The following is a 13,124-nucleotide window of genomic DNA, read 5'->3' as shown; positions in this document are numbered from 1 at the left end:
CCCGGATGAGCGCCCCCGTCCCGCTTCGCGTCGTGCTCGTCGGCTTCGGCCCCGTCGGTGCGCGCTTCGCCGAGGAGATCCTCCCGGCGATAACCGCCGGCAGGATCTCCCTGACCGTCGTCGGCGCGGAGCGGGACGATCCCTACAACCGGGTGCTGGTGGCGGAGTACGCGGCGCACGAGGTCACCCGCGACGACCTGACGATCCTCGAATCCACCGAGTTGACGGTTGCCGGGGCGACGGTCCTGCGCGGCGTCCGGGCGACCGGGATCGATCCGGAGGCGCGCATCGTCCATCTCTCGTCGGGCGGACGAGTCGATTACGACCGCCTCGTGCTGGCGACGGGAGCGCGGGCGAACGTGCCCGTCCTCGACGGCCTCGAGCGGTTCGCCGCCGTCTCCGACGGCCTCGACGACGCGCTCACGGAGGGCGTCTGCGTGCTGCGCACCGCCGACGATGCCGAGCGTGTGCGAGCGGTCGTCGCCGGCGGCGGACGCGTCGTCGTGCTCGGTGCGGGCGTACTCGGCATCGAACTGGCGCTGCTGCTGGCCCGGGCGGGTGCACAGCCCACCGTTGCCCACTTCGGCCCGATCCCGATGCCGCGCCAGCTCGATCGCGGCGCGGCCTCGGTGCTGGGCGCGGCACTCGAGCGCGCGGGGGTGCACGTCGTGCCGCACACGCGCGCCGAGGCGATCGTGGCGCGGCCGGACGAGCGCGGCGTGCGGCGGTTCGAGGCCCTCGTCAGCTCGGACGGCAAGCGCATCGAGGCGGATCTGCTGGTGCTCTCCTGCGGCGTGAGCGCCCGTGCCGAGCTGGCCCGCGATGCGGGCCTGCGTGTGGGCGGCGGTGTGCTCGTCGATGACCGCCTGCGCTCCTGGACCGACCCGCGCATCCACGCCATCGGCGACTGCGCGCACATCGGCGACGCCGAGGCCCACCTGCACGATCAGGTCGTCCCCGGCGGACCCGCGGGGCTCATCGGTCCGGGCTGGCGCCAGGCGGAGTGGCTCGCTCGGGCGCTGAACGCCGAGATCGACGGCATCGACATCGGCCCCTTCGCCGACGACGCTCCGGGCGTCGTGCTGCTGAAGGCCGAGGGCGTCGACCTCGTGTCGGCGGGTGATGTGTCCCCCGATCCGTTCACGCCCGTTCCCCGTGGCGAGGTCGCGCCGGGGGTCGCGCTCTGGGCCGACCCCGAGCACGGCACGTACACCAAGATGGTGACGCGGGAGGGTGTGCTGACCGGCTTCGTCAGCGTCGGGATGCCGCGCACGGCCGCCGAGCTGGGTGTGCTGTTCGCGCGGCAGGCAGAGCTGCCCTCCGACCGTTCGCTTCTGCTGCGCCTCGACGCGGTCGAGGACCTCGCCCCGCGGGCGAGCGGACGAGAGGCGACCGTGTGCGTCTGCAACGCCGTGACCGCGGGTGCCATCGAGGACGCGATCGCCGATGGCTGCGCCAGCGTCCCCGAAATCGGACGCTGCACCCGCGCGGGCACGGGGTGCGGAGGCTGCCGGTCCCGGATCGCCGAGATGCTGACCGCGTCCGGCACGCTCGAGGCGACACCCGCATGAGTACGCCGGATCTCGCGGGCGCGCTTCCTCGACCAGCCACCGGAATCTCCACCCACTGCCCGTACTGCGCGCTGCAGTGCGCGATGACCCTCGATCCCTCCCCCGGAGAGAGGCTGCCGGTGCAGGTGTCGGGGCGAGAGTTCCCCACCAATCGCGGCGGCCTGTGCAAGAAGGGCTGGACCTCGGCCGAACTGCTCGCCGTGCCCGACCGTCTGACGGTGCCGCTTGCCCGCGGTGACGACGGTCAGCTCCACGAAACCTCCTGGGAGGCGGCTCTTGACAGCCTGGCCGCCCGGCTCCGGGAGCTGCAGGCCGAGCACGGTCCCGACGCCATCGGCGTCTTCGGCGGCGGCGGCCTCACGAACGAGAAGGCCTACCAACTCGGCAAGTTCGCCCGCATCGCGCTGCGGACCTCGCGGATCGACTACAACGGACGCTTCTGCATGTCGTCTGCGGCGGCAGCATCCACCCGCGCTTTCGGCATCGACCGGGGCCTGCCGTTTCCGCTTTCGGACCTCGACACGGCCGACACGGTGCTGCTGCTGGGATCGAACGTGGGCGACACGATGCCGCCCTTCGTGTCGCACCTGCAGGGAGCGCGCGCGGCAGGCGGCCTGCTCGTCGTCGATCCGCGGCGCAGCAGCACTGCTCGTCTGACCGATGACGGTGGGGGCCTGCACATCCAGCCGGTGCCCGGCAGTGACCTGCCGCTGCTGCTGGGGCTCTCGCACATCGTCCTCGCCGAGCGCCTCTACGACGCCGACTACGTCGCCGCGCGCACGACGGGTCTGTCCGCGCTGCGGGCATCGGTGGCGTCATGGTGGCCCGAACGCGTGCAGCAGTCGACGGGCGTTCCGGCGCCGACGCTGCGCACCCTCGCCCGGCGGCTGGCCGAGGGTCGCTCGACCTACATCCTGACGGGACGCGGGGTCGAACAGCACGCGGACGGCACCGACACGGCGACGGCCGCGATCAACCTGGCGCTGCTCCTGGGGCTTCCCGGCACCCGGGGCAGCGGGTACGGCACCCTGACGGGCCAGGGCAACGGACAGGGCGGCCGCGAGCACGGGCAGAAGGCGGATCAGCTGCCCGGGTACCGCAAGATCACAGACCCCGAAGCGCGCGCGCACGTGGCGGGCGTGTGGGGCGTGGATCCGGACCTCATCCCGGGGCCGGGGGTGCCCGCCGTGCAGCTGCTGCAGTCCGCCGGCACCGACGAGGGCGTCAAGGCGCTGCTCGTGCACGGGTCCAATGTGGTCGTCTCGGCGCCGAACGCGCAGACCGCGCGTGACGCCCTCGCCCGTCTCGACCTGCTCGTGGTGTGCGACTTCGTGCTGAGCGAGACCGCGCATCTCGCCGACCTCGTGCTGCCCGTGCTGCAGTGGGCCGAGGAGGAGGGCACGATGACCAACCTCGAGGGCCGCGTGCTGCGGCGTCGGCGGGCGCTGGCCGCGCCCGAGGGTGCACGCAGCGAGCTGTGGATCATGGCCGAGCTCGCGCGACGCCTCGATGCACCGGGCGTGTGGAGTCTCGATCCCGCCGAGGTTTTCGATGAGCTGGCCCGCGCGTCGGCCGGCGGTCTCGCGGATTACTCCGCCCTGAGCCACGACATGCTCGACGAGATGAACGAGCGGGGGGATGCCGCCTACTGGCCCTTCGCGGTCGGCACGACCGGCACACCCCGACTTTTCGCGGACGGTTTTGCGCACCCCGACGGACGTGCCCGCCTCGTCGCCGTGCGGCGCCGATCCGACGTGCCGACGGCGGCCGCGGACGAGCTCACCCTCATCACGGGCCGGCTGCTCGAGCACTACCAGAGCGGGGCTCAGACACGACGGGTCGCCGAGCTGAACGACGCCCACCCGCGCATCGTGGCTCAGATGCATCCCGTCACGGCAGCCGACCGCGGCCTCACGGAAGGCGACGTCGTGCGGGTGTCGAATCCCCGCGGGACAGTGGATGCCATCGTGGGCATGAGTGCCGACATCCGCCCGGACACGGTGTTCCTGCCGTTCCACTTCGCCGATGCCGAGAGCGCGAATCTGCTCACCAGCGACGCGGTCGACCCGATCTCGGCGATGCCCGAGTTCAAGACCGCGATCGTTCGCGTCGAACCCGTGCCGCTGTAGCGGCGGCCGGGATCAGACGGTGTCGGGCCCGTCTGAGCTTTCGCGCGCCTCGGTTGCGGCGACCCGGGTTTCGTCCGCAGTCTCGGCAGTCTCGACCTCTACGGGCTCGTCCTCATCGCCGGCGAGGTCTTCGAACAGTCCCTCGGGCGGCGTCACGCGAACGCGGCCCGCCGCGATGTCGACCTCGGGCACGAGAGCGGCGACGAAGGGCACCATGACCTCGCGCTCACCCGCGGCATCGTGCACACGGACGATGAGCAGGTCCTGTGCGGGAAAGTGATCGACCCGGACGACACGCCCCACGACGGAGCCGTCGCGTTCGACGTCGAGCCCGACCAGCTGGTGGTCGTACCAGGCGTCGTCCTCCGCGGGCTCGGCGGCGGCATCCGCATCGATCCAGAGGATGGCCTTGACCAAACTCTCGGCGCCCGTGCGGTCGTCGACGCCCTCGAAGAACGCGACCGGATGAGTGTTCATCCAGCGGAACTCGCGCACCGTCAGCGGCTTGCCGTGCCAGGGAGAGGACTCGGGAACCTGGAGGGTGAAGGTCGCGCCGGGTGTGAAACGGCCCTCGGGATCGTCGGTGTACAGCTCGAGCTTGAGGGCGCCCTTGAGCCCGTGCGCCTTGACCAGACGGCCGACGCGCAACTGAGTCTTCGCCCCCTTGGGGGGTTCGGCCTTCATCGGGCCGCTGCCCTCGGCCATCAGTCGTCCGCGACGTCGACGCGCACGCGGCGGCCGCCCGCGAGGGCAGCCACCAGCGTGCGCAGTGCCTTGGCGTTGCGTCCGCCGCGCCCGATCACACGACCGCGGTCATCGGGGTGCACACGCACCTCGAGCACCTCTCCGCGAGAAGAGGTGACGGCCTCGATGCGCACATCGTCGGGATGGTCGACGATGCCCTTGACGAGGTGTTCGAGTGCGGCGGCGAGCAAGGTCTTACTCGGCGTCCGTCGAGTCGGCGGCGTCGGCGTCGGCCGCAGCGGCGTCCTCGGCGGGCGCGGCCTTCTTCTCGGCCTTGGGCACGAGCACCGTCTTCTTCGAGGCGTCGGGCTGGAAAGCAGCCTTGGGCTCGGCGACCTTGACGGTCGAGACGGCGTTCTTGTCGCCCTTGAACTGGCCCCAGTCGCCGGTCAGCTTGAGCAGCGCGAGCACCTGCTCGGTCGGCTGCGCGCCGACGCCGAGCCAGTACTGGGCACGGTCGGAGTCGACCTCGATGAGCGAGGGCTCCTCGGTGGGGTGGTACTTGCCGATCTCTTCGATGACACGGCCATCGCGCTTGGTGCGCGAGTCGGCGACGACGATGCGGTAGTACGGCGCACGGATCTTGCCCATGCGCTTGAGGCGGATCTTGACAGCCACGATTCTCCTGAATGTGTAGCAATGGAAGACGAACCGATCGCCTGGAGAGTGGGGTGCACACCCGGCGGAAGCTCAATAGGGAGGACCTGGCGCTGGATAGAGGGTCGAGCGCCGGACCCGACCCACCATTCTGCCAGACGAGAGCACGTACCGCGAACCAGATGACGCTCCCCTGCACCCGGAACGGGTCGTGTCAGACTGTGCGCATGACAGTGACGTTCCATTCCTCGGCCCGCTCCAGCGTGGGCATCGAGTGGGAGCTCATGCTCGCCGACGGCGCGAGCGGCGACCTGGTGGGACGCGCGGGCGAGGTCATCTCCGCTCTCGCCGAGCCGACCGCCCTCGAACGCTTCACCGTCACCGAAGAGCTGCTGACGAACACGATCGAGGTCACCAGCGGCGTCGGCGACACCGTCGAGGCCGCGGTCGATGACATCGCCGACGCGATCCGCGCGGTGCGTACCGTCACCGACCCCCTCGGCATCGAGCTGCTGTGCGCGGGCAGTCACCCTTTCGCGCAGTGGTACGAGCAGAGCGTGACCGACAAGACCCGCTACCACACCCTCATCGAGCGCACCCAGTGGTGGGGACGCAACATGATGATCTGGGGCATCCACGTCCACATCGGCGTCGAAGACGTCGACAAGGTGCTCCCGATCGTCAACGCCCTCGCCGTCTACCTTCCGCATCTGCAGGCGCTTTCGGCGTCCAGCCCCTACTGGGCCGGAGAGCGTACGGGCTACGCGTCCAACAGGGCGCTGGTGTTCCAGCAGCTGCCGACGGCGGGCCTGCCCTGGCCGCTGCAGACCTGGGCGGAGTACGAGGACTACCTCGAGGACATGGTGCGGACGGGTGTGATGGAGGACGCGACCGAGGTGCGCTGGGACATCCGTCCCGCACCGCGCTGGGGCACGATCGAGGTGCGCGCGTGCGACGGGATGTCGACCCTCCCCGAGCTCGCGGCGGTGGCGGCGCTCACGCAGACGCTCGTCGAGCATTTCTCCCGCGAACTGGACGCCGGGCGTGAGCTGCCCACGATCCAGCCGTGGTTCGTGCGCGAGAACAAGTGGCGTGCCGCCCGGTACGGTCTGGGCGCGAGGGTCATCACCGACCGCGAGGGCACCCAGGTGCCGGTCAGCGAGCATCTGGCGCAGACGATCGAGCGCCTGGCGCCGATCGCGGCCGAGCTGCACTGCGCACGGGAGTTCGCGGGGCTGCAGACGATCCTCGAGCAGGGGGCCAGCTCCACCCGTCAGCTCCTCGTCGCCGACGCCGCGGATGGCGATCTCCGGGCCGTCGTGCAGCACCTGATCCGCGAGTTCCGTGCGGGCCCGACCCTGCGCGAACACCTCGCGGGCGTGGGAGACGGCATCCCGGCGGCCTGAACACAGCAGCGGCGTGCTGAGTACAGGAGCGGCGCCGAAAACAGGGTCCCTGCGCGCGACCGGTCCTGTTCTCGGCCCGTCGCCTGTTCTCGTGACGTCCCTCCGCGAGGGTTTCGGCACGGGCCCTCACCGGCCCAGATGCAGGCCCTGAGCGATCGCCGCGAGCACCGTGTCGCGCACGTACTCCGGTTCGAACATCACCTGGGCGTAGTCGAACCGGAGCACGGTATATCCGCGCAGCGCGAGGCGCGCGTCGTGCGCGATGTCGCGCCGGCGGTCGGGAGCCCCGCGGTGATGGGCGAACCCGTCGATCTGGATGACGAGCCGCTCGCCGATCAGCCCATCGACCGCATGCCCCTCGATGCGCACCTGCTGAACGACCCGTACGCCCACCGCCCGCATGATCGCGACGAAGATCGTCTCGATGCCGGAGTCCGACAGTGACGATGCCGCTGCGCACACCACCCGCGCGCGGGTGCTGCCCCATCTGACGCGCCGCAGGTGGCCCACGCTCACAACCTTGTTGCGGATCGCCGACTCCCAGACGGTGAGGGCGCCCGCCGCGGGCAGGCAGCGGGCGATGTGGAACAGCACATTGACGATGGGATCCTCACTCTGAGTCGCGCCCGTCGGCACCGGGCCGGAGCTCCAGTGCAGCACGAGGTCGGTGCGGTCATGGCGCGAGGAGCGCGCGTCGACAGCGACGTGAGTGGTGTCGTGGGCAGGCACCCAGAGGCCACTCTTGGCCGCCGCGGAGACGCAGGTCAGTCGTCCACCCGCCGCGACCGCGCGTCGCACCCCGGGGTCCGTGCCGGGCAGGAGCAGCCACGACCGTCGCACGCGCACCGCCGCGCCGCCCGCGACCGCCGCGGCCATCTGGCGGCCGGAGTAGCCTGCGGCGACAGCATCCCGTGAATGCGCGACACCTCCCCGCACACGGAGCCAATCGAGAAAATCTGCGGGGGCGCTCTGGACCGACATCATCCGGCCACAGTGCCGGCGGCGTTGCGTCTGCCCGTGCGCCGATCGCGGATCAGTGGAGCGCATCCGAAATCCGCGGGGTGGGGAGGGCCCGCGACAGGCGATGAGCCCGGAACAGGATGATCGAGCTCAGGTCGTCCTGTTCTCGCCCCGCCTCCTGTTCTCGCGGCACACGTGCCGGAGAAGACGCGGGATGCTGTCGCTCAGCCCTTGCCGAAGAGCTTCTGGATCTGCGCCAGATCTGCCTCACTCGGCTGCGACGCGTCGCCGCCGGGCAGCGCACCGCCGAGGCCGAACCCCGAGCCCGTGGGAGCGCTGGGTGCCTTGGCCGCGATGCCGGAGTTCTCGGCGGCGCGCTTGGCGGGGTTGCCCGACCGAGAGCCTGCCTTGGCCTTCTGCTGCTTGCCGCGCTTGCCGCCGCCGTGCCCGCCGGCGACGGGACCCATTCCCGGGATCTGCGGCATGCCGCCGCGTGCGACGGTCTTCATCATCTTGGCCGCCTGATCGAACCGCTGCACGAGCTGGTTGACGTCGGTGACGGTCATGCCCGAGCCGCGGGCGATGCGCAGGCGCCGCGATCCGTTGAGCACCTTCGGGTTGCGACGCTCCCCCGGTGTCATCGACCGGATGATCGCCTCGGTGCGATCGATCTCGCGCTCGTCGAAGTTCTCCAGCTGCTGCTTCATCTGGCCCATGCCCGGCAGCATGCCGAGCATCTTCTTCATCGAGCCCATCTTCTTCATCTGCTGCATCTGCTCGAGGAAGTCCTCGAGCGTGAAGCTCTCGGTCGCGAGCTTCTCAGCGACCTTCATCGCCTCCTGCTCGTCGAACGCCTGCTGCGCCTGCTCGATGAGGGTCAGGATGTCGCCGAGGTCGAGGATCCGTGAAGCCATGCGGTCGGGGTGGAAGGGCTCGAGGTCGTCGAGGCCCTCACCCGTGGAGGCGTAGATGATGGGCCGGCCGGTGACGGAGGCGACCGAGAGCGCGGCGCCGCCTCGGGCATCGCCGTCGAGCTTGGACAGCACGACGCCTGTGAAATCCACACCCTCCTGGAACGCCTTGGCCGTGTTGACGGCGTCCTGGCCGATCATCGCGTCGATGACGAAGAGCACCTCGTCGGGGTCGGTCGCGCGGCGGATGTCGGCGGCCTGCTTCATGAGTTCGGCATCCACACCCAGGCGACCGGCCGTGTCGATGATCACCACGTCGTGCTGCTGCCGGCGCGCCGTCTCGACGCCGTCGCGGGCGACGCGGACGGGGTCGCCGGTGCCGTTGCCCGGCTGGGGGGCGTAGATCGCGGCACCGGCCTGCTGGGCGACGACCTGCAGCTGGTTCACGGCGTTGGGTCGCTGCAGGTCGGCGGCGACGAGCAGGGGCGTGTGCCCCTCCTTCTCGAGCTGCTTGGCGAGCTTGCCGGCGAAGGTCGTCTTTCCCGAGCCCTGCAGGCCCGCGAGCATGATCACCGTCGGGGCGGTCTTGGCGAACTGCAGACGACGCTGCTGACCCCCGAGGATACCCACGAGCTCCTCGTTGACGATCTGCACGACCTGCTGCGCGGGGTTGAGGGCGCGGTTGACCTCGTCGCCCAGTGCACGCTCGCGCACCCGGCCGGTGAACTCCTTGACGACCGTCAGCGCAACGTCGGCGTCGAGCAGTGCGCGCCGGATCTCGCGGACGGTGCCGTCGACATCCGCGGGGGTGAGCTGGCCCTTCTTGCGAAGGTTGCGGAAGGTCTCGGTGAGACGATCGGAGAGGGTGCCGAAGGTAGCCATGATCCCCCGAGTTTACGCGAGCGGATGCTGTCGCCGATCAGCCCGCGGAGAAGCCCAGCACATCGAGGGCCCGGCCGAGGACCACGACGAGCGGCGTGCGACCCGGCTCGTGCCGCGCCCATTCCTCGATGGCCGCGAGCACGGCACCCCCGTATGCCGCGGCGACGACCGCGGCGCGCAGATCGTCGGCCCCCGCCGCGCGCAGTCGCGTCGCGACGGGTCGGGCGATCCGCGCGTGACGCACGGACGCCTCGCGCGCGAGCTCGTCACTCAGCCCCATCTGTCGGGCGTTGAGCAGCGCGAGCGCCAGGCTGTCGGGCGCGAAGCCCTCCGCCATCGCGACGAGCGCGGAGCGCACATCGGCGTCGGCGTCGGCCGTGTGCGCCGTGGCCAGGCATGTCACGAACGCCTCGATGCGCTCGTCCAGCCCACCCCAGAGCACATCGGCCTTCGAGGTGAAGTAGTTGAAGAAGCTCGAGCGGCTCACGCCCGCGCGGCGCGTGATGTCGGCGATCGAGGTGGCCTCGTAGCCCCGCTCGAGGAAGAGCTCGCACGCGGCCTCGGCCAGGACCTCGCGCGAGGACGCCCGTGGCCTGCCCGAGCGCCCAGCGGCAGCATCCGTCGACATGTCACACACCCTACGACGCCGTACACGCCCGCGCGGGCGTATTGTTGGACGCGGTCCATCAAGTCGCCACAAGCGAGGAGCGCACGTGCTCGAGATCCAGAAGGTCGGCCTCAGCCCCGACTACGTCCCCTACCTCGAGGGGTGGGAGCTGCAGCGGCGCATCCACAGCGAGGTCGTCGGAGGCGAGCGCCCCGACACCCTGCTGCTCCTCGAGCACGAGGCGGTCTATACGGCCGGCAAACGCACCGAACCCGCCGAACGCCCCGTCGACGGCACGCCCGTCGTCGACGTCGACCGCGGCGGCAAGATCACCTGGCACGGCCCGGGTCAGCTGGTGGGCTATCCCATCGTGCGACTGCCGGAGCCGGTCGACGTCGTCGCCCACGTGCGGCGGCTCGAGGGCATCCTCATCGACGTCCTCCGGGAGCGGGGAGTCGACGGGTATCGCGTGGACGGTCGCAGCGGCGTGTGGGTGCGCCGCCCCCTCTCCGAAGACAAGGTCGCCGCGATCGGCGTGCGCGTGCAGCGCGGCGTGACGATGCACGGCTTCGCGCTGAACTGCGACAACTCCCTGGCGGGCTTTCGCCAGATCATCCCCTGCGGGATCGCGGATGCGGGGGTCACGACGCTCAGCGAGATCCTCGGCGCGGATGTCTCGCCGACCGCCATCGTCGACGAGGTCGCCGCGGCCTTCGACGCCGCCTACGCCGGCACCCCCGCGGGAATGGCCGCATGAGCGCCGTCCCGGAGGGTCGCAAGCTGCTTCGTCTCGAGGTGCGCAACGCCGAGACGCCGATCGAGCGCAAGCCCGAGTGGATCAAGACCAAGGCCAAGATGGGACCCGAGTACACGGCCCTGCACTCCCTGGTCAAGACCGAGGACCTGCACACGGTGTGCCAGGAGGCGGGCTGCCCCAACATCTTCGAGTGCTGGGAGGACCGCGAGGCCACATTCCTCATCGGCGGCTCCCAGTGCACGCGCCGCTGCGACTTCTGCCAGATCGACACCGGGAAACCGGCGGACTACGACACGGACGAGCCGCGTCGCGTCGCCGAGAGCGTCGTGCGCATGAACCTGCGCTATGCGACGGTGACCGGCGTCGCCCGCGACGACCTGCCCGATGAAGGCGCCTGGCTGCATGCCGAGACGGTCCGCAGGATCCACGAGATGAACCCGAACACGGGCGTCGAGATCCTCGCAACCGACTTCAGCGGCAATCCCGACCTGCTCGCCGAGGTGTTCTCTTCCCGCCCCGAGGTGTTCGCGCACAACGTCGAGACGGTGCCCCGCATCTTCAAGCGGATCCGTCCCGCATTCCGCTACGAGCGCTCCCTAGACGTGCTGACCCAGGCGCGCGCGGCGGGCCTGATCACCAAGTCCAACCTCATCCTCGGCATGGGCGAGGAGCCGGAGGAGGTCGTGCAGGCGCTGCAGGACCTGCACGACGCGGGGACCGACATCATCACGATCACGCAGTATCTGCGCCCGACCCCTCGGCATCTGCCGGTGGCCCGCTGGGTCAAGCCCGAGGAGTTCGTGGAGTTCAAGGATGAGGCGGAGCGCATCGGCTTCCTCGGCGTGCTCGCCGGGCCCCTCGTGCGTTCGTCCTATCGTGCGGGGCGCCTCTGGGCGCAGTCGATGGTCTCGAAGGGACGCGAGATCCCCGCGCACCTGTCACACATCGCCGAGGGTGTCGACCAGGGCTTCGCGCAGGCGGTCTGAGATCGGCTCGGTTCCCCGCTCGGGAGGAGATCTCCACTTCGGAGGATCGCAATGCGCCGCAGCATCCTCCGAACCCGGGATCTCCTCCGTTAGCGCGCGTGACGGCGCTACTCCGCGCTGGTCACCGACTGGATCTCGCCATCGCTCGCGAGATTGACCAGCAGCACGTCATCGGTGGCGTCCGGGTCGAGCGCGTACTCGAGCACGGCGAAAGGATCACCGCTGCCGAGCTCGTCGGCGAGGATCGTCATGCTCATCAGCTGCAGCGAGCGGATGACGTCGACCGCGATGTCGCCCGACACATCGGCAAGCATCTCCTCGAGCTCGTCGGCGCCGAGTGTCTGCTGCTGGTGAAGCACGTATTCGGTGACCTCGCTCGTGCGGTCGTCGAACTGGGCGAGCATCGCATCTCGCGCGCGACGATCGATGTTCTCGAGCGCCGACACCATCGCCGCGGCGACGTCGAGAGCCGCCGAGGACACATCGTCCTGATCGGGCGCGGTCAGATCGACGGTCACCGACTGGTCTCCGAACTCGATGTTCTCGGACCAGAAGATCGACCCATCGGGCCCGGACTCGAGGAGTCCGAAGAAGTCGTGCTCGATCGTCATGACTCCATGCAACCACCGTCGGGGCGCCTCGCGGTAGCCCGCCGCGCGGCGCGGCGCGATTGCGCCCGCGGATCGGGGGCGCTCAGCCGACCAGGGCCTGGGCGAAGACGTGCGGGGTGAAGCCCGTGAGATCTCCGATGCCCTCGCCCTGGCCGAGCAGCTTCACGGGAATCCCGGTGCGCTCCTGCACCGCGAGCACGAACCCGCCCTTGGCCGAGCCATCGAGCTTGGTGATCACCAGACCCGTCACCCCCGCGTGCTCGAGGAACGCCTGCGCCTGCATCACGCCGTTCTGGCCCGTCGTCGCATCAAGCACGAGCAGCACCTCGCTGATCGGTGCCTGCTTCTCGATGACGCGCCGGATCTTGCCGAGCTCGTCCATCAAACCGCCCTTGGTGTGCAGTCGCCCCGCCGTGTCGACCAGCACGATCTCGGTGCCCGTGCGCTGGGCGTACTCGATGGTCTGGAAAGCGACGGATGCCGGATCCTGACCCTGCTGCTGCGGGCGCACGATCGCGGCTCCGCCACGCTCGGCCCACGTCGCGAGCTGGTCGACGGCGGCCGCGCGGAAGGTGTCTGCGGCTCCGACGACGACGGAGCGGCCGTACCGCTGCAGGAACTTCGCGAACTTGCCGATCGTCGTCGTCTTGCCTACGCCGTTGACCCCCACGACGAGCACGACGGCGGGTCGCTCGGTCAACCGGAGGGTGGTGTCGAAACGCGCGAAGTGCTCCTCGAGCGTCTCGCGCAGCATCCGCTGCAGATCCTTGGGATCGGTCGTGCGGAACCGCTCGACCTTCTCACGCAGCTCGTCGACGATGCGCTCGGTGATGTCTGGCCCGAAGTCGGCCTGGATGAGGGCGGTCTCGAGGTCGTCCCACGTCGTCTCGTCGATGGTCGGCTTGACGAACATGCCGCGCAGCGCGCGACCGAGCGACCAGGAATTCTCCGCCATGGCTCCAG

13 protein-coding genes are annotated in these 13,124 nt (G+C 70.2%); 5 read left to right on the top strand and 8 right to left on the bottom strand.

Going from position 1 to position 13,124, the window contains the following annotated elements; all coding sequences use genetic code 11:
- Window positions 1-5 precede the first annotated feature (5 nt).
- Both AB2L57_RS10065 and AB2L57_RS10060 read left to right on the top strand, forming a co-directional pair.
- Window positions 6-1,571, top strand: coding sequence for an FAD-dependent oxidoreductase (locus AB2L57_RS10065; RefSeq protein WP_409046998.1), 1,566 nt, complete (start codon window positions 6-8; stop codon window positions 1,569-1,571).
- Window positions 1,568-3,700, top strand: a complete 2,133-nt coding sequence (locus tag AB2L57_RS10060; protein WP_409046997.1) for a molybdopterin oxidoreductase family protein — start codon at window positions 1,568-1,570, stop codon at window positions 3,698-3,700. The genes AB2L57_RS10065 and AB2L57_RS10060 overlap by 4 nt, the downstream gene beginning before the upstream one ends.
- A gap of 12 nt (window positions 3,701-3,712) precedes the next feature.
- Here the strand turns inward: AB2L57_RS10060 and rimM are convergent, their stop codons facing one another.
- From rimM to rpsP, 3 genes are read right to left on the bottom strand one after another with little or no spacing between them, the layout of a single operon-like run.
- A complete protein-coding gene (rimM, locus tag AB2L57_RS10055; protein ID WP_409046996.1) occupies window positions 3,713-4,384 on the bottom strand; it encodes a ribosome maturation factor RimM in 672 nt (223 codons plus the stop codon).
- A 20-nt stretch (window positions 4,385-4,404) separates the two neighbouring features.
- Complete coding sequence (locus AB2L57_RS10050) at window positions 4,405-4,635, bottom strand: RNA-binding protein (protein ID WP_292810760.1); 231 nt, start codon at window positions 4,633-4,635, stop codon at window positions 4,405-4,407.
- Window positions 4,636-4,639: 4 nt separating this feature from the next.
- Complete coding sequence (rpsP, locus tag AB2L57_RS10045) at window positions 4,640-5,062, bottom strand: 30S ribosomal protein S16 (protein WP_292810762.1); 423 nt, start codon at window positions 5,060-5,062, stop codon at window positions 4,640-4,642.
- A 206-nt stretch (window positions 5,063-5,268) separates the two neighbouring features.
- Here rpsP and AB2L57_RS10040 point away from each other — a divergent pair, with 206 nt between their 5' ends.
- A complete protein-coding gene (locus AB2L57_RS10040; protein ID WP_409046995.1) occupies window positions 5,269-6,447 on the top strand; it encodes a glutamate--cysteine ligase in 1,179 nt (392 codons plus the stop codon).
- A gap of 126 nt (window positions 6,448-6,573) precedes the next feature.
- Here AB2L57_RS10040 and AB2L57_RS10035 read toward each other — a convergent pair whose 3' ends face one another.
- From AB2L57_RS10035 to AB2L57_RS10025, 3 genes are all read right to left on the bottom strand, one after another.
- Complete coding sequence (locus AB2L57_RS10035) at window positions 6,574-7,431, bottom strand: endonuclease domain-containing protein (protein ID WP_409046994.1); 858 nt, start codon at window positions 7,429-7,431, stop codon at window positions 6,574-6,576.
- Between the two features lie 200 nt (window positions 7,432-7,631).
- Entirely contained in the window at window positions 7,632-9,200 is a 1,569-nt protein-coding gene (ffh, locus tag AB2L57_RS10030; protein ID WP_409046993.1) for a signal recognition particle protein, read from the bottom strand.
- A 37-nt stretch (window positions 9,201-9,237) separates the two neighbouring features.
- Complete coding sequence (locus tag AB2L57_RS10025; protein WP_409046992.1) at window positions 9,238-9,828, bottom strand: TetR/AcrR family transcriptional regulator; 591 nt, start codon at window positions 9,826-9,828, stop codon at window positions 9,238-9,240.
- Between the two features lie 85 nt (window positions 9,829-9,913).
- Here AB2L57_RS10025 and lipB point away from each other — a divergent pair, with 85 nt between their 5' ends.
- The gene (gene lipB / locus AB2L57_RS10020) at window positions 9,914-10,564 is read left to right on the top strand and encodes a lipoyl(octanoyl) transferase LipB (protein ID WP_409046991.1); all 651 of its coding nucleotides are present in this window, start codon (window positions 9,914-9,916) and stop codon (window positions 10,562-10,564) included.
- On the top strand, window positions 10,561-11,550 hold the full coding sequence (lipA, locus tag AB2L57_RS10015) for a lipoyl synthase (RefSeq protein WP_409046990.1): 990 nt from the start codon (window positions 10,561-10,563) through the stop codon (window positions 11,548-11,550). Before lipB ends, lipA begins: the two co-directional genes overlap by 4 nt.
- Before the next feature lie 107 nt (window positions 11,551-11,657).
- Here the strand turns inward: lipA and AB2L57_RS10010 are convergent, their stop codons facing one another.
- Window positions 11,658-12,161: a DUF2004 domain-containing protein gene (locus AB2L57_RS10010; RefSeq protein ID WP_292812787.1), complete on the bottom strand. Its 504-nt coding sequence runs from the start codon at window positions 12,159-12,161 to the stop codon at window positions 11,658-11,660.
- Window positions 12,162-12,243: 82 nt separating this feature from the next.
- Window positions 12,244-13,116 (bottom strand): signal recognition particle-docking protein FtsY, encoded by an 873-nt coding sequence (ftsY, locus tag AB2L57_RS10005; RefSeq protein WP_292812785.1) that lies wholly within the window; start codon window positions 13,114-13,116, stop codon window positions 12,244-12,246.
- Between the last annotated feature and the right edge of the window lie 8 nt (window positions 13,117-13,124).

The sequence above is a fragment of the Microbacterium sp. HA-8 genome, assembly GCF_046111165.1.
Classification (GTDB): domain Bacteria; phylum Actinomycetota; class Actinomycetes; order Actinomycetales; family Microbacteriaceae; genus Microbacterium.
This window is presented reverse-complemented; position numbering and strand designations above follow the sequence as displayed.

Bases quoted from the DNA above. Each gene is read 5' to 3' on its own strand.
- ftsY (WP_292812785.1), bottom strand. From the start codon at position 13,116: ATGGCGGAGAATTCCTGGTCGCTCGGTCGCGCGCTGCGCGGCATGTTC.
- rimM (WP_409046996.1), bottom strand. From the start codon at position 4,384: ATGAAGGCCGAACCCCCCAAGGGGGCGAAGACTCAGTTGCGCGTCGGC.
- lipA (WP_409046990.1), top strand. From the start codon at position 10,561: ATGAGCGCCGTCCCGGAGGGTCGCAAGCTGCTTCGTCTCGAGGTGCGC.
- AB2L57_RS10025 (WP_409046992.1), bottom strand. From the start codon at position 9,828: ATGTCGACGGATGCTGCCGCTGGGCGCTCGGGCAGGCCACGGGCGTCC.
- AB2L57_RS10040 (WP_409046995.1), top strand. From the start codon at position 5,269: ATGACAGTGACGTTCCATTCCTCGGCCCGCTCCAGCGTGGGCATCGAG.
- AB2L57_RS10010 (WP_292812787.1), bottom strand. From the start codon at position 12,161: ATGACGATCGAGCACGACTTCTTCGGACTCCTCGAGTCCGGGCCCGAT.
- AB2L57_RS10065 (WP_409046998.1), top strand. From the start codon at position 6: ATGAGCGCCCCCGTCCCGCTTCGCGTCGTGCTCGTCGGCTTCGGCCCC.
- ffh (WP_409046993.1), bottom strand. From the start codon at position 9,200: ATGGCTACCTTCGGCACCCTCTCCGATCGTCTCACCGAGACCTTCCGC.
- AB2L57_RS10035 (WP_409046994.1), bottom strand. From the start codon at position 7,431: ATGATGTCGGTCCAGAGCGCCCCCGCAGATTTTCTCGATTGGCTCCGT.
- AB2L57_RS10060 (WP_409046997.1), top strand. From the start codon at position 1,568: ATGAGTACGCCGGATCTCGCGGGCGCGCTTCCTCGACCAGCCACCGGA.